Below are 14,118 nucleotides of genomic sequence, written 5' to 3'. Positions count from 1 at the left end.
GCTATACCTGTTTAAAATAGGGGGTTCCGATGTTACCCGAAAGGCCCGGCCTGCGTAAACAACGCCGCGCCGACCGTGCCGTTTTTTACTGCCTGCCGCCGACAGCCTTATCTGATATGCTCTGAATAACGTCACAGAAAAAAAGGAGCCGGGATGATGCCTCAATCCCAACATTCACCTGAAGCGCTGCGCGCGATAGTGATGGGCGTTTTAACCACGTTTGAACATCCGACGCTACAGCGCAACCTCACCGCGCTGAAGGCGCTGCACCATTGCGCAATGCTGGACAACACCCTGCATATTGAACTGCTGATGCCTTTCGCCTGGCACAGCGGCTTTGAAGCCTTAAAGGAGAGCGCCAGCGCGGAGCTGCTGCGCCTGACTAATGCCACCGCCATCAGCTGGAAGCTGAGCCTGGATATCGCCACGCTGAAAAGGGTGAAGAACCAGCCAGGCGTAAAGGGCGTGAAAAATATTATTGCCGTCAGCTCCGGCAAGGGCGGCGTCGGCAAATCCAGCACGGCGGTCAACCTGGCGCTGGCGCTGATGGCCGAAGGCGCGAAAGTCGGCCTGCTGGATGCGGATATCTATGGCCCGTCGATCCCTGATATGCTCGGCACGCAAAACGAACGGCCTACCTCGCCGGACGGTACGCATATGGCGCCGATTATGGCGCACGGGCTGGCGACCAACTCTATCGGCTATCTGGTGACCGATGACAACGCGATGGTGTGGCGCGGGCCGATGGCCAGCAAGGCGCTGATGCAGCTGCTGAACGAAACGCTGTGGCCGGATCTGGACTACCTGATCCTGGATATGCCGCCAGGCACGGGCGATATTCAGCTGACGCTGGCGCAAAACGTGCCGGTGACCGGCGCGCTGGTGGTGACCACGCCGCAGGATATCGCGCTGATCGACGCCCGTAAGGGGATTGTGATGTTTGAAAAGGTCAGCGTGCCGGTGCTGGGCATCGTCGAGAACATGAGCGTGCACGTGTGCAGCAACTGCGGTCATCACGAGCCGATTTTCGGCAGCGGCGGCGCGCTGGCGCTGGCGGAACAGTATCACACGCGCCTGCTGAGCCAGCTGCCGCTGCACATCACGCTGCGCGAGGATCTGGACGACGGAATGCCGACGGTGGTGCGCCGTCCCGACAGCGAATTTACCTGGCTGTATCGCCAGCTGGCAGGCCAGGTCGCCGCACAGCTCTACTGGGATGGCGAAGTGATCCCGGACGATATCGCTTTCCGTGTAGTCTGACGGCAAATGTGCGATACGGGCGCACCAGGCGCCCGTTTTCTTTTACAGCACGTAGTGCAGCAGCAGATATTCTCCCTGTTCGCCTTCACCGCTGCTGATAACCTGCCAGCCGTGACCCTGATAAAAAGCCAGCGCCCGGTCGTTTGCCTTAAGGCACTTTAGCGCGCCGGTCGACGTGAAGCCGGCCTGCACCGCCTCCAGCAGCTCGCTGCCAATACCCTGACCCTGACACGCCGGGTCGACAAATAAACTGTGCAAAAAATTATCGGCGGGCAGCAGCGCGGCAAAGCCCGTGCGGTGGCCGTCGTGCTCGGCGACCAGGATGCGTTCGCCCAGCGTTACGCGGTCGAAATCCTCCAGCTGCCAGGCGCTGCCGTCAAGCCAGTGCCAGTTCGCCTTGCGGGCGGCCAGAAACAGCGTGCGCAGAAAAGGGCGGTCGGCTTCGGTAAAGGCGCGTACCGTCATCCGTTCTCTCCCCAGACGGGCTTTACGTGTCTTTCGCCCTCAATGCCCGTGCCGCGATAGTCATAATCGATTTTGCCCGCTTCAAAAAGCTGATCCAGCAGGCGGAAATTGTCGGGGGGCGTAACGTTACAGCGGCTATTCAGCACGGTATCCTGAATGGTAAAGGCACGATCGCCGCGCGCTATCTGTTGCAGATAGTGCAGCATTTGCAGCGCCGCGACGCTGATGCCGTATTGTTCATTAAGCGGTCTTGTCATCTTACTTCTCGTCAGGACAGGGATGGCGTTCAGATTAGCGAATGGGCGGACTTTATCAAAAGCCGCTACGGGATCGGAGAGTATGACGCAAAAATTCCCGGCGGCAAAAGAGACCGCCGGAAAATAATCAGAAATTCACCGTCACGCCGCCAGCCAGCAGCCAGTCGTTGGCGCCTTCCCGTTGCAGCCTGCGCTGATGGTTGAGGCGGGTGGAGAAGGTCACATTGTCGGTAACGGCCAGCCTGGCCTCCGCTTGCACAGCCAGCGCATCGCCGCCGTTGCCGGTACGGAAGGCGTCACGGTTGTGGCCATCGCTAACGGTTACTTTGCCCTGGCCTGCCGGACGATGAAGCCAGTGCATGTCCATGCCCAGATGCAGGGTGCCAGGGACTATCGGCAGCGTGTAATCCCAGGCCAGGCCGCCAATCCATGCCGTCCGCCGCTGCTGCTGCTGGCGCTGGCGCTGGCAGCAGTGTAAACCCTGGCGCTATCTGCGTTAGCAAGCCGTTCCGCGCTTGCGTAAAACAGCGCGTTTCCCTATGCTGGCAAGCACTACGACTCGGGGTGCCCTTCCTTGTGAAGGCTGAGAAATACCCGTTGAACCTGAACTGGATAATGCCAGCGGAGGGAAGTCAGATGCTTTATCGCATCGCCTTCTTGATCGCCGGTTGGGAGCGCTATGATCCAACCTACTCACTATACGGCCAGCCCGGCCGCGTCTCTTGCTCTGTTCCGCCAGCGGTCGCCGCTGGTTCACTGCCTGACCAATGATGTGGTACAAAGCCTGACGGCTAACGTGCTGCTGGCGCTGGACGCGTCGCCCGCGATGGTGACTGAACCTGTGGAAGCGGCACAGTTCAGCGCCATTGCCGATGCCGTGCTGATCAACGTCGGCACGCTGACCGCTGCACGTAGCGAAGCGATGCTGGCCGCGGTGCAGGGAGCGACGGCGGCAGGCCGACCGTGGACGCTGGATCCGGTTGCCGTCGGCGCGCTGACTTTTCGCAGCGATTTTTGCCAGCGGCTGCTGGCATTCCGTCCTGCCGCCATTCGCGGCAACGCCTCTGAAATTATGGCGCTGGCCCGACAGGCGGTTTCCGGTCGCGGCGTCGACAGCCAGCATCATCCTTCCGCCGCGCTGGAGGCCGCTATTCAGCTGGCGCAGTCCAGCGGCGCGGTGGTTGCCGTGACGTGCGAAACGGATTACGTCACCGATGGACGGCGGCTGCTGGCGGTATCGGGCGGCTCTCCGCTGATGACGCGCGTGGTCGGCACGGGCTGCGCGCTCTCCGCCGTGGTGGCCGCATTTTGCGCACTGCCGGGCGACAGGCTGCTGCATATCGCTGCCGCCTGTCGGGTAATGAGCCAGGCGGGCGAGCAGGCGGCGGCGGCGGCCAACGGGCCGGGCACCTTTGAACCGCTGTTTCTCGATGCGCTCTACCGTCTGTACAAGGAGGCGGTATGAGAGTCAACGCATTGACCATCGCCGGTACGGATCCCAGCGGCGGAGCCGGGATCCAGGCCGATCTGAAAACGTTCTCCGCGCTTGAAGCCTACGGTACCAGCGTGATCACCGCGCTGGTGGCGCAGAACACCTGCGGCGTGCAGGCCGTCTATCCCGTGGCGGCCGATTTTGTTTCGGCCCAGCTAGCCTCGGTATTAAGCGACGTGCGCATCGACAGCGTCAAAATCGGTATGTTGCAGGACAGCGATATTGTGGAGGCGGTAGCAGAAGGGCTGGCAAAGGCGGCGATCCCCTGGCGGGTGTTGGATACGGTGATGCTGGCGAAAAGCGGCGATCCGCTGCTTTCCGGGCGGGCCGTGGCGACGCTGCGGGAAAAACTGCTGCCGCAGGTTTCCATTATCACGCCGAATCTGCCGGAAGCCGCTGCGCTGCTGGAGTGCTCACCGGCCCGCAACGAACAGGAGATGCTGCAACAGGGCAGGGCGCTGCTGGCGCTGGGCTGTCAGGCGGTGCTGATGAAAGGCGGCCACCTGAGCGACAACGAAAGCCCGGACTGGCTGCTGACCCCGGAAGGAGAAGAGCGCTTTACCGCGCCGCGCGTGCCGACTAAAAATACGCACGGCACCGGCTGCACGCTTTCTTCCGCGCTGGCCGCGCTGCGCCCGCGTCATACCAGCTGGCCGGGTACGGTAAGCGCAGCGAAACAGTGGCTGCAGGGCGCATTGCAGCACGCAGATACGCTGGAAGTGGGTAAAGGCATTGGCCCGGTGCATCATTTCTACCGCTGGTGGTAGCGCGCTGGAACGCTATCAGCGGGCAAACTGCTGACGGGCCGGGAGAGGATGATTAGTAGTGCATCGACGAGCGAAAACGTTACGGCTGAACCGGCGCGTGTAGCGGTAGTGATGAGACGCGCGGGTGGAAGGACGCTGACGGCCGGAACCGCTCGCCAGCCCGGCAGGATTACTCCTGTTCAAACCACGCGCCGTTTTGCTCTGCAATCGGCGTGATGGAAAAAATCATCTCCTGCAAATGATGCCGCAGCGCCCGTTCGGCGGCGTCGGCGTCTTTCGCCAGCAGCGCCTGCAGGATCTCTTCATGCTGATTGATCAGGCTTTCCGGCGGCGAAACCTTACTGAGGGTCAGGAAGCGCACGCGATCCATCGTCGCCTTGATATTTTCTACCGTTTCCCATGCCAGCTCACAGTTGATGCTCTGCGCGATAAGGCGGTGGAACTCATCATCCAGCAGCAAAAACGCCTGGCTGTCGTTGCGCTCCGCAGACAGCTTTTGCAGGCGCAAATTATGCTCCAGCCGGGCCAGCGCCTCTGGGGTCGCTTCCGTCGCCGCTCGCCTTATTACCGCCGTTTCCACCGCTTCACGAATAAAACGGCCGTCGGCAACGCGTCGCGCAGAAATCTTGCGCACAAAGGTGCCGCGCTGCGGCAGAATTTGCACCAGATCGGCCTCGGCCAGCTTAATAAAGGCTTCCCGCACCGGCTGGCGCGAGACGCTGAAACGGGCAGAAACCTCTTTTTCAGACAGTAAGGCACCCGGTGAAATCACGCAGGTCACAATATCCTGGCGTAAAAAGCGATAGATTTGCTGATTGACTGGTTCGCTGGCGGTAATGATATAGGCAGTAGACATGCGGCAATTTTCATTTCATTAGTGCGTCGCGAAGCCTGACGCTGGAAACAGCCAGTCTAATCAGCCTGCTGCGCCAGCGCCAGTTCTTTTGCCATTAAGCGGCGGTCAGCCGATAACCTGCCTGACCGTTTCTTTCGCGCCCAACTTCAGTAACAGCGCGTAGTAATGGCCGACTTTTTCGCGGAACAGCGAATTATCGGGCAGATCCTCGCCAAAAACAGCCCGCAGCGAGAGCAGAGCGGCGACGCGCTCATCGCCTTCCTGACTGTCGTTTACCCGCTGCGCCAGCTCCGCACGCAGCGGATCGTTAATGACGATTGGCTTGCCCTGCTCATCCACGCCGCCAACAAAGCGTATCCAGCCTGCCACGCCCAGCGCCAGCAGCGTAAAATCGCTGCCGTTAGCCAGATGCCAGCGAATACTGTCCAGCCAGCGCTGCGGCAGCTTTTGCGTGCCGTCGGTAGCGATCTGATAAGTGCGGTGCTTAATCGCCCGGTTGCGATAACGCGCGATCAGCGAATCCGCATAGGCTGTCAGATCCACATTTTTAGTGCTCAGCGTGGGCGCCTGCTCATCCAGCATCAGGCTGCGGGCGGCCTTGAGGTAGTAAGGATCGTCCATACAGTCGCTGATATGCTCATAGCCAGCCAGATAGCCGAGGTAGGCCAGCAGCGAATGGCTGCCGTTGAGCATCCGCAGCTTCATCTCCTCAAACGGCAGGACGTCCGCCACCAGCTCCGCGCCCGCTTTTTCCCATGCCGGGCGACCATTCACAAAATTATCTTCAATGACCCACTGGAAAAAAGGCTCGCATTCGACGCCCACCGGATCGGCGCAGCCCAGCTTGCGGCTCAGTTCGTCAAAGGCTTCCGGCGTCATGGCGGGCACGATGCGGTCCACCATAGTGGAAGGGAAGGTAAGGTGTTTACGGATATAGTCGGCCAGCGCCGGCTCCTGCTGCTGCGCCAGCTGCGTGATGACGTTGCGCGTTACCCGACCGTTTTCCGGCATATTGTCGCAGGACATCACGCTGAAGGGCGGCAGGCCGAGCGCGCGCCGACGTCTGATGGCCGCCAGCACGATCCCCGGAAAAGAAACAGGCTGCTCAGGATGAGCCAGGTCATGCACAATGGACGGATGCGTCAGGTTTAGCTCGCCGCTGGCAGGCTGGTAGCAGTAGCCTTTTTCCGTGATGGTGGCGGAGACAATCGCCACGTCCGGCTGGCAGAGCGCGGTAATAACGCGCTCGACGCCGTCTTCGCGCGCAAAGAGCGCTTCTTTGACCACGCCAACCACGCGGGTGCGCAACTCGTCGGCGGTTTTTTCCGTTACGCTGTAGAGACAATCCTGCCCGCGCAGCGCTTTAATCAGATCGCCGCTGTTAAGCTGGCATTCGCAATAGCCCCAGTCGCTTTGCTGCTCGGCGGCCAGCCTGTCGGTACACACGGCCTGATGAGCGCGATGGAAAGCGCCGAAGCCAAAATGCACGATACGCGTACGCAGCGCGCTACGATCGTAACGCGGGAGGAGGGTGCCTTCAGGTAACACATCGACAAGTAACATGATAAATCCTTATCAAATAAAAGGCGCCGCAATGCGCCAGTCAGACGGAAACTCGCGCCGCCGCGTTTTTTGGGCTTTTGATCACCAGCAGTACCAGCACAGCGCCCACGGCGGCAATCACGCCGGCCAGCACGAAAGCGCTGTCGAACTTGCCGGTGTGGTGCACGATATAGCCGGTAACGACAGGGCCGATAATGCCGGAAAGGCTGCCGATCAGGTGGATAAAGCCGCTGATGCTGCCGACGCGGCTTTTATGCACCACATCCTGAATAATCGCCCAGTAGATAGCCCCGGTGATATAGAGGAAAAAGATAGAGACCGACATCAGGATAACGGCCGGATAAACCCCTTTTACCGAGCCGGCGAAAGCGACGCAGATAGCGGCGGCCAGCAGCGACACCACCAGCACAATTTTTCTGGAGAGCAGGAGCTTACCGGTGACCTTAAAGATTTTGTCGGAGATTAAGCCGCCCAGCGCCAGCCCGACGAACCCCACCACCCAGGGGATCACCGTAGTCATACTCATCGATTTGATATCAAGGTTATGCGCCTGCACCAGATAGGCCGGGAACCAGCTCAGGAAGAAAAACAGAATATAGTTGTAGCAGAAGAAGGCAAAGGCGGTCACCAGGATAATCGGCTGGCGCAGATAGTAGCCCAGGCCGTGGGACGCCTGCGCCAGCTCTTCGTCCGGCGTGGTTTGCTCCGCTTTCAGACTGGCAATCAGCTCACGCTCGCGCGCGCTGACAAGGCGGCTTTTTAACGGGTTATCCGCGGCGATAAAGAACCACGCCACCATCCAGACGATACCAATAGAGCAAATAATCATAAACGCCGGCCGCCAGCCGAAGGCCAGCGCCAGATAGCCGATAATCGGGCCGGCTACCGCGCCGCCCAGCGGCGAACCGGCGCTGAGAAAGCCCATCGCGGTCGCGGCCTGTTTTTTAGGAAACCAGCCGTTGATCGCCTTATTCGCCGAGGCGCAGATCGGCCCTTCGGCCATGCCAAACAGCACCCGCAGGATCAGCATCGACCAGAAGCCGGTAGCCAGCGCGGTAAAGCCGCAGAACAGCGACCACAGGCCGACGGCAATCCCCAGCACCAGCGTCGGGCCATATTTATCGGTGGCCAGGCCGCCAACAAAGTTGAAAATCGCATAGCCAAAGAAAAAGCTGCCGAAAATCAAACCGAACTGTTCGGCGTTCAGCAACAGATCTTTTTCAATCATCGGCACGGTCAGAGAGAGCGCCACACGATCGAGATAGTTGATCATGTAGACCAGAAACAGCAGGAGTACGATAGTCCAGCGGAGATGCTTGAACATATAAAATCCTTATTTCTTATGGTTTTAAGTGATTCTCTTGACGACTCAGGGAGCCTGGTAACGGGAGGCTGGCCCTCCCTTACCGACTACCGCCCTGACCGTTAAGCCCGGCGTTCGTTAACTGACTTTAAGGACAACTTTGCAGCAGCTGCGCGGATCTTTTTCAAACAGCGTCATCGCTGCCTCCACCTCGCTCAGCGGCAGATAATGCGTGACCAGCTTTTCTGGCTGGATCAGGCGTTTTTCCATCCACTCGATCACCTGAGGGAAACGGTGGCTATTCAGCCTTGAGGTAAACAGGGAGAGCTCTTTGCTGGTCAGGCTTTGCTGCGTTACGGTGCACGGCTCGCCGGAAAAACCCAGTAGCCCGATACGCGCCGCTGGCGAAGCGAGCGCGACGGCTTCGGCCAGAATAGCGGGATGGCAGGCGGCATCGATAATCAGCGTTGGCTTGACCCCTTCCAGCTGGGCAGCCAGCGGGATCTCGCTGTTATCCAGCACGGTATCCGCGCCGTTTTCTTGCGCCATCGTCAGCCTTTCCGGCAGCCTGTCCGCCACAATGACGTTACGCACGTTGAATACGCCTTTCAGCGCCTGGATAGCGGTTAAGCCCATCGGGCCGGCCCCGAAGATCAGCGCAACATCGTCCGGCACGGGCTTCAGGAAAGCACAGATATTGGCGGCGATGGTAAAAGGCTCGATCAGGCTGGCGAGCTTATCGGGGATCGATGGCGGCACCACGTAAGCGTTGCGCGCCGGTACGACGGCATAGTCGCTAAAACCGCCGTCGCGGTGGACGCCGATCACCTGTAGCTCGCTACAAACGTTGGGGCGACCAACGGAGCAGGGATAGCAGTGGCCGCAGCTGACCACCGGATCGACCGCTACGCGCTCGCCAACGCGCGATGCCTCTACGCCCGGGCCTGCTGCCTCGATCACGCCAAAAAACTCGTGGCCGATCACGCGCGGATAGCGGGCGAAAGGATTGTGGCCGTGCCAGATATGCACGTCTGAACCGCAGATGCTGGCATAGGCTATTTTTACCCGTACTTCGCCAGCGGCTGGCTCCGGTAAGGCGCGCTCCTCAATTACCAGCTCGCCGGGTTTAGCAATAACGACGCTTTTCATTTTATTTTCCTCACCAGTTCCATAAAGTGCCGTCTTCAAGGCGGGCTACCGGCAGGTAGGCAGGCTCATAGGGGTATTTCGCCGCCAGCTTCTCGTCAAACTCAATGCCCAGGCCCGGTTTATCGCCCGGATGCATATAGCCGTCTTCAAAAGTCCAGCTGTGCTGGAACACTTCCATCATCTGTTCGGAATAGCCCATATATTCCTGCACGCCGAAGTTCGGTACCCAAAGGTCAAAATGCAGCGCGGCCGCCATGCAGATTGGCGACAGATCGGACGGGCCGTGCGAACCGGTACGTACCTGATAAAGCGAAGCGAAATCGGCGATGCGGCGCATACCGGTAATGCCGCCCGCATGGGTGATGGTGGTACGGATATAGTCGATCAGCTGCTCTTCTATCAGCTGCTTGCAGTCCCAGATGCTGTTGAAGACTTCGCCTACCGCAATCGGCGTAACGGTGTGCTGGCGGATCAGGCGGAAACATTCCTGATTTTCGGCAGGCGTCGGATCCTCCATCCAGAACAGACGGTAATCTTCCACGCTTTTACCAAAGCGGGCGGCCTCAATCGGCGTCAGGCGGTGGTGCATATCATGCAGCAGATGCTCATTAAAACCGAACCTGTCGCGAATGGCGGCAAACAGTTTAGGGGTAAAATCGAGGTATTTTTCCGTAGACCAGAGCTGCTCTTCCGGCCAGTCGCCTTTGGTGGCCGGCTCGTAGGCCAGGCCCTTGCCTTTGGCCATCCCGTAGGTGGTTTTCATGCCCGGCACGCCGCACTGCGCGCGGATAGCCTTAAAGCCCATCTCTTTATGCTTTGCGTAGTCGTCCATGACTTCATCAATGCTGTGGCCGGTGGTGTGACAGTAAACCATCACGCCCTCGCGCGAGGCGCCGCCCAGCAGCTGGTAGACCGGCATATTGGCCGCTTTGCCTTTGATGTCCCACAGTGCCTGATCGACAGCCGAAATGGCAGACATGGTCACTGGGCCGCGACGCCAGTAGGCGCCTTTATAGAAATATTGCCAGATGTCCTCGATCTGATGCGCGTTGCGACCGATCAGCTGCGGGCAAACGTGATCTTTCAGATAGGAGGCCACCGGCAGCTCGCGGCCGTTCAGCGTGGCGTCGCCGATGCCGGTCAGCCCCTGATCCGTGGTGATCTTAACCATAACGAAGTTCCTGCCGGGGCAGGTAACAAAGACTTCCGCTTTTACAATTTTCATTCTTGTCGTCCTGGTGAAGAGAATGAGGAGAAAATACGTTCTGGCGTACTACCATACAAGTTGCAGGGGACGAAACTCCGATAGCGATCACACTTGTGAAAGCATTGTTATGAGCAGAGGGGCATTTTTGCTGGCGGAAGCCGATGCCGGATCCACCGGAAGCGCGCTTTTCAGCATCCAGACGGAAACGGCGCCGCTATGCGGCAGGAGATAAGATCGGTAACGGCGGAAGAGGGCGCGCGCCGGTTCGCGCTGAACGTTAAGGCTGGCGGTCAGCGCCGGTCGCTCTGAACGTTAAGGCTGGTGGCCTGCGCTGGTCGCCCTGAACGTTAAGGCTGGCGGTCAGCGCCGGTCGTCCTGAACGCTAAGGCTTGCGGTCAGCGCCGGTCGCCCTGAACGTTCAGGCTGGCGGCCTGCGTGGGACAAGGCTAAAAGCCTGCCTTCGCCTTTATGCATCGCTGTCCAAAACCGGGGCGCAATGGCCCCGGTCGGTCAGGCCAGAAGCTCGCAGGAAGGCGGCAGGCGGCAGGCCAGCGCGGCGGGCAAAATCTCAATATGGAAAGTGGTGCCGCGCAGCGGTTCGCCATCAAGATTAAAGGCCATCTCGTTTGGCGAGGTAATTTCCAGCCACGGCAGCGAAGCGCGAATGATGTTTGGATTTTCATCATCGCCGCCGGTCAGCGAGTTAAACAGCGTCGGCAAAATTTCTTTTGAGGTGACAATGGTCAGCTCCAGCCGGCCGTCGTTGATCAGCGCGGTCGGACAGAGCCGCTGGCCGCCGCCCGCCTGGCGTCCGTTGCCGATGCCGATCACCAGCGCGTCGCCCTGCCAGCTAAAATCCGGGCCGCGCAGTTCGCAGCTGTCCGCCTTAAGCGTATCCATGCGCAGCAGGCCGTGGATCAGATAAGAGACGCCGCCCAGCGCCGATTTGAGCTTCTCCGGCGTTTCGGTGGTAATACGCGTGCCGAAGCCGCCGGTCGCCATATTGATAAAGTAGCGATCCTGATTAACCCGCGCCAGATCGACGGAGGTGGCCTTGCCGACGATAGCCAGACGCAGCGCGTGCTCCATCTCTTCAGGTATGCCCGCGCTGGTGGCGAAATCGTTGGCGGTGCCGAGGGGAATAATCCCCAATACCGGACGTAGCGGCGCATCCACGCCCGCCAGCGCGGTAGCGATTTCGTTAATCGTGCCGTCGCCGCCGCCCGCAACTACGGTCGCCGCGTGCAGATCTACCGCCTCTTTGACGAAGCGTTCGCCATCGCCGTGTTCCCAGGTAACGCGGACTTCAATCTGCAGTCCTTCCTCGCGCAGCGACAGAATAGCTTCGCGCAGTTCCTCATTACCTGCACCTTTACCATTAAGGATTACCAGCGTAAGCGATTGTTGGTCCATCTTCTTTTCCTGTCAAAATGGCCTTAGCCAGACGAGCTTCTGTTATAGCACATCCGACCATCGGTGGAAAAAACCGTGGCTAAAAGAAAGGCCCGCTCGGCGAGCCGGGCGGGCCAGGAGGTGGTTTTAAAAACCGCTATTTAGAATTTTTCATTCGAGGCCCGTGCATCATAACCGGAAACGGCGCGCCGGAATGTGATGGCATTCTAAAAGTCACGTCAGGAAACTTTTAGCACCCTGAACGTTATGCCGATTCAGGAAAATTGCGCATCAGCAGCGCGAAAGCGAGGTCGATCGCTTCCGGCACCGGGATCCAGACAAAGTGGCCGTTGCCCGGCGCGACGCTGGTCGGTTGGCCTTTTTGATTTTCCATCTGCTCCAGGCGGAAATTGACGTTGCCTGCCGGCGTCATCAGCTCCAGGCTGTCGCCCAGGCTGAACTTGTTTTTTACTTCGACCAGCGCCATGTCGCCACGGCGTTCGCCGGTAAACTCGCCGACAAACTGCTGGCGCTCGGAAGCGGAGAAGCTGCGGTCGTAAGTCTGGTAGCTGTCATGCGTGTGGCGGCGTAAAAAGCCTTCCGTATAGCCGCGATGGGCCAGGCCTTCCAGCGTTTCCAGCAGGGAGGCATCGAAGGGTTTGCCTGCGGCGGCGTCATCGATGGCGCGACGATAAACCTGCGCGGTGCGGGCGCAGTAATAATGCGATTTGGTACGGCCTTCAATTTTCAGCGAGTGCACGCCCATCTTCGTCAGCTGCTCCACGTGCGCCACCGCGCGCAGATCTTTGGAGTTCATAATATAGGTGCCGTGCTCATCCTCAAAGGCGGTCATATACTCGCCGGGACGCATGGCTTCCTCAATCATAAAGACTTTGTCGGTTGGCTGGCCCACGCCCAGCGTCGGCTCGACGTTTTTTACCGGAATGGGCTGATACTGGTGCACGATATTGCCGATTTCATCCTCTTTGCCTTCCTGCACCTTATATTCCCAGCGGCAGGCGTTGGTGCAGGTGCCCTGATTCGGGTCGCGCTTGTTGATATAGCCGGAAAGCAGGCAGCGGCCGGAATAGGCCATGCAGAGCGCGCCGTGCACGAAAATTTCCAGTTCCATTTCCGGCACGCGCTCGCGGATTTCGGCGATCTCCTCCAGCGAAAGCTCGCGCGAGAGGATAACGCGCGTCAGCCCCATCTGCTGCCAGAACCTGACCGTGGCCCAGTTGACCGCGTTGGCCTGCACGGAAAGGTGAACGTCCATCTCCGGGAAGGCATCGCGCACCATCATAATTAAACCGGGATCGGACATAATCAGCGCGTCCGGCCCCATCGCCACGACGGGCGTCAGATCGCGGATAAAGGTTTTCAGCTTGGCGTTATGCGGCGCGATATTCACCACGACGTAGAATCGCTTTCCCTGCGCGTGCGCTTCACTGATGCCGATAGCCAGATTTTCGTGGTTGAACTCATTGTTGCGCACGCGCAGGCTGTAGCGAGGCTGACCGGCATAGACGGCGTCCGCGCCATAGGCAAAGGCGTAGCGCATATTTTTCAGCGAGCCGGCGGGAGAAAGCAGTTCTGGTTTAAACATAGAGGTCTCAATCCTGGCATAAGGCCGTCTGACGGCCTTACAAAATGTGCGGGGATTGTAAAAGCTGGCGGCAGGAATGTAAATTGCGCTAGATCAAGCGGCACACGTCCGCTTCCCAGCGGTAGCCCATGCCGTAGACCGCGCGGATAAAGGGCTGATCGGCATCCAGCGCCTCCAGCTTGCGGCGCAGATTCTTGATATGGCTGTCGATAGTGCGGTCGGTCACCACGCGATAATCGTCATAGAGATGGTTCAGCAGCATCTCGCGCGAAAAGACTTTGCCTGGCTCGTGCGCCAGCGTTTTCAGCAGGCGAAACTCGGCGGGCGTCAGCTCCAGCGGCGTGCTGTTCCAGCTGGCCTGAAAACGCGCTTCATCCACCACCAGCAGCGACGCTTTTTGCGCCTCTTCCGGCGTACGCTTGCAGCGCTTGAGAATAGTTTTCACCCGCGCGACCACTTCACGCGGGCTGAAGGGCTTGCAGATATAGTCGTCGGCGCCAATCTCCAGCCCCAACAGCCGGTCGATCTCTTCCATTCTGGCGGTAACCATAATCACCGGCAGATCGGAGAAACGGCGCAGCTCGCGGCACAGCGTCAGGCCATCCACGCCCGGCAGCATTAAATCCAGCAGCATCAGATCCGGCGGCGTCTGCTTAACCCATTCCAGCACTTCATCGCCGCGCAGCAGATGATGCGTGCGGTAATTGGCGGCCTGCAAATAATCGACCAGCAGCTGGCCGAGCTTGGGTTCATCCTCAACCACCAGGATCAGTGGGCTAAGCGGTTCCTGATTCATGACAC

15 protein-coding genes and 1 riboswitch are annotated in these 14,118 nt (G+C 59.3%); of the genes, 4 read left to right on the top strand and 11 right to left on the bottom strand.

Translation table 11 applies throughout. The annotated features are described in order from the left end of the window. Window positions 1-153: 153 nt before the first annotated feature. Window positions 154-1,260, top strand: a complete 1,107-nt coding sequence (apbC, locus tag ACVWZ0_RS14950) for an iron-sulfur cluster carrier protein ApbC (RefSeq protein WP_253459992.1) — start codon at window positions 154-156, stop codon at window positions 1,258-1,260. A gap of 42 nt (window positions 1,261-1,302) precedes the next feature. Here the strand turns inward: apbC and ACVWZ0_RS14945 are convergent, their stop codons facing one another. The 3 genes from ACVWZ0_RS14945 to ACVWZ0_RS14935 all read right to left on the bottom strand — a co-directional run bounded on the left by ACVWZ0_RS14945 (window position 1,303) and on the right by ACVWZ0_RS14935 (window position 2,343). Beyond that, a complete protein-coding gene (locus tag ACVWZ0_RS14945) occupies window positions 1,303-1,725 on the bottom strand; it encodes a GNAT family N-acetyltransferase (protein ID WP_253459996.1) in 423 nt (140 codons plus the stop codon). Next, a complete protein-coding gene (locus ACVWZ0_RS14940) occupies window positions 1,722-1,982 on the bottom strand; it encodes a hypothetical protein (protein WP_253459998.1) in 261 nt (86 codons plus the stop codon). The genes ACVWZ0_RS14945 and ACVWZ0_RS14940 overlap by 4 nt, the downstream gene beginning before the upstream one ends. A 127-nt stretch (window positions 1,983-2,109) precedes the next feature. Next, the gene (locus ACVWZ0_RS14935; protein ID WP_253460001.1) at window positions 2,110-2,343 is read right to left on the bottom strand and encodes a hypothetical protein; all 234 of its coding nucleotides are present in this window, start codon (window positions 2,341-2,343) and stop codon (window positions 2,110-2,112) included. Between ACVWZ0_RS14935 and ACVWZ0_RS14930 the strand changes: the two genes are divergently transcribed. From ACVWZ0_RS14930 to thiD, 3 genes are all read left to right on the top strand, one after another. Then, a complete protein-coding gene (locus ACVWZ0_RS14930) occupies window positions 2,338-2,460 on the top strand; it encodes a hypothetical protein (RefSeq protein WP_301289678.1) in 123 nt (40 codons plus the stop codon). The two genes, ACVWZ0_RS14935 and ACVWZ0_RS14930, sit on opposite strands and share 6 nt — an antisense overlap. A 72-nt stretch (window positions 2,461-2,532) precedes the next feature. Beyond that, a riboswitch (TPP riboswitch) is annotated at window positions 2,533-2,629 on the top strand. Window positions 2,630-2,661: 32 nt separating this feature from the next. Further along, window positions 2,662-3,447 carry a hydroxyethylthiazole kinase gene (gene thiM, locus ACVWZ0_RS14925; protein ID WP_253460003.1) on the top strand — a complete coding sequence of 262 codons (786 nt, stop codon included), beginning with the start codon at window positions 2,662-2,664 and terminating at the stop codon, window positions 3,445-3,447. Next, window positions 3,444-4,241 carry a bifunctional hydroxymethylpyrimidine kinase/phosphomethylpyrimidine kinase gene (gene thiD, locus ACVWZ0_RS14920; protein ID WP_253460005.1) on the top strand — a complete coding sequence of 266 codons (798 nt, stop codon included), beginning with the start codon at window positions 3,444-3,446 and terminating at the stop codon, window positions 4,239-4,241. The genes thiM and thiD overlap by 4 nt, the downstream gene beginning before the upstream one ends. A 169-nt stretch (window positions 4,242-4,410) precedes the next feature. Here thiD and ACVWZ0_RS14915 read toward each other — a convergent pair whose 3' ends face one another. The 8 genes from ACVWZ0_RS14915 to baeR all read right to left on the bottom strand — a co-directional run bounded on the left by ACVWZ0_RS14915 (window position 4,411) and on the right by baeR (window position 14,113). Further along, window positions 4,411-5,097 carry a GntR family transcriptional regulator gene (locus ACVWZ0_RS14915; RefSeq protein WP_253460007.1) on the bottom strand — a complete coding sequence of 229 codons (687 nt, stop codon included), beginning with the start codon at window positions 5,095-5,097 and terminating at the stop codon, window positions 4,411-4,413. A gap of 105 nt (window positions 5,098-5,202) precedes the next feature. After that, a complete protein-coding gene (locus ACVWZ0_RS14910; RefSeq protein ID WP_253460009.1) occupies window positions 5,203-6,660 on the bottom strand; it encodes a mannitol dehydrogenase family protein in 1,458 nt (485 codons plus the stop codon). 40 nt (window positions 6,661-6,700) lie between these two features. Next, window positions 6,701-7,984 (bottom strand): MFS transporter, encoded by a 1,284-nt coding sequence (locus ACVWZ0_RS14905; protein WP_253460011.1) that lies wholly within the window; start codon window positions 7,982-7,984, stop codon window positions 6,701-6,703. Between the two features lie 117 nt (window positions 7,985-8,101). Continuing rightward, on the bottom strand, window positions 8,102-9,112 hold the full coding sequence (locus ACVWZ0_RS14900) for a Zn-dependent oxidoreductase (RefSeq protein ID WP_253460013.1): 1,011 nt from the start codon (window positions 9,110-9,112) through the stop codon (window positions 8,102-8,104). 10 nt (window positions 9,113-9,122) lie between these two features. Beyond that, window positions 9,123-10,337, bottom strand: coding sequence for a D-mannonate dehydratase ManD (manD, locus tag ACVWZ0_RS14895; RefSeq protein WP_253460016.1), 1,215 nt, complete (start codon window positions 10,335-10,337; stop codon window positions 9,123-9,125). Between the two features lie 492 nt (window positions 10,338-10,829). Beyond that, window positions 10,830-11,732, bottom strand: a complete 903-nt coding sequence (yegS, locus tag ACVWZ0_RS14890; protein WP_253460018.1) for a lipid kinase YegS — start codon at window positions 11,730-11,732, stop codon at window positions 10,830-10,832. Window positions 11,733-11,976: 244 nt separating this feature from the next. Continuing rightward, the gene (trhP, locus tag ACVWZ0_RS14885; protein WP_253460020.1) at window positions 11,977-13,317 is read right to left on the bottom strand and encodes a prephenate-dependent tRNA uridine(34) hydroxylase TrhP; all 1,341 of its coding nucleotides are present in this window, start codon (window positions 13,315-13,317) and stop codon (window positions 11,977-11,979) included. Between the two features lie 88 nt (window positions 13,318-13,405). Further along, on the bottom strand, window positions 13,406-14,113 hold the full coding sequence (gene baeR, locus ACVWZ0_RS14880; protein WP_253460022.1) for an envelope stress response regulator BaeR: 708 nt from the start codon (window positions 14,111-14,113) through the stop codon (window positions 13,406-13,408). Between the last annotated feature and the right edge of the window lie 5 nt (window positions 14,114-14,118).

The organism is Erwinia sp. TECH1, assembly GCF_054057575.1.
The sequence above is the reverse complement of the archived record's forward strand: the minus strand, read 5'-3'. Positions and strand labels throughout refer to the sequence as shown.

Excerpts from the sequence above, each read along its gene's own strand:
- ACVWZ0_RS14905 (WP_253460011.1), bottom strand. The coding sequence starts at position 7,984 with ATGTTCAAGCATCTCCGCTGGACTATCGTACTCCTGCTGTTTCTGGTC.
- ACVWZ0_RS14915 (WP_253460007.1), bottom strand. The coding sequence starts at position 5,097 with ATGTCTACTGCCTATATCATTACCGCCAGCGAACCAGTCAATCAGCAA.
- apbC (WP_253459992.1), top strand. The coding sequence starts at position 154 with ATGATGCCTCAATCCCAACATTCACCTGAAGCGCTGCGCGCGATAGTG.
- ACVWZ0_RS14945 (WP_253459996.1), bottom strand. The coding sequence starts at position 1,725 with ATGACGGTACGCGCCTTTACCGAAGCCGACCGCCCTTTTCTGCGCACG.
- ACVWZ0_RS14940 (WP_253459998.1), bottom strand. The coding sequence starts at position 1,982 with ATGACAAGACCGCTTAATGAACAATACGGCATCAGCGTCGCGGCGCTG.
- ACVWZ0_RS14935 (WP_253460001.1), bottom strand. The coding sequence starts at position 2,343 with ATGCACTGGCTTCATCGTCCGGCAGGCCAGGGCAAAGTAACCGTTAGC.
- thiD (WP_253460005.1), top strand. The coding sequence starts at position 3,444 with ATGAGAGTCAACGCATTGACCATCGCCGGTACGGATCCCAGCGGCGGA.
- baeR (WP_253460022.1), bottom strand. The coding sequence starts at position 14,113 with ATGAATCAGGAACCGCTTAGCCCACTGATCCTGGTGGTTGAGGATGAA.
- ACVWZ0_RS14910 (WP_253460009.1), bottom strand. The coding sequence starts at position 6,660 with ATGTTACTTGTCGATGTGTTACCTGAAGGCACCCTCCTCCCGCGTTAC.
- trhP (WP_253460020.1), bottom strand. The coding sequence starts at position 13,317 with ATGTTTAAACCAGAACTGCTTTCTCCCGCCGGCTCGCTGAAAAATATG.
- yegS (WP_253460018.1), bottom strand. The coding sequence starts at position 11,732 with ATGGACCAACAATCGCTTACGCTGGTAATCCTTAATGGTAAAGGTGCA.
- manD (WP_253460016.1), bottom strand. The coding sequence starts at position 10,337 with ATGAAAATTGTAAAAGCGGAAGTCTTTGTTACCTGCCCCGGCAGGAAC.
- thiM (WP_253460003.1), top strand. The coding sequence starts at position 2,662 with ATGATCCAACCTACTCACTATACGGCCAGCCCGGCCGCGTCTCTTGCT.
- ACVWZ0_RS14900 (WP_253460013.1), bottom strand. The coding sequence starts at position 9,112 with ATGAAAAGCGTCGTTATTGCTAAACCCGGCGAGCTGGTAATTGAGGAG.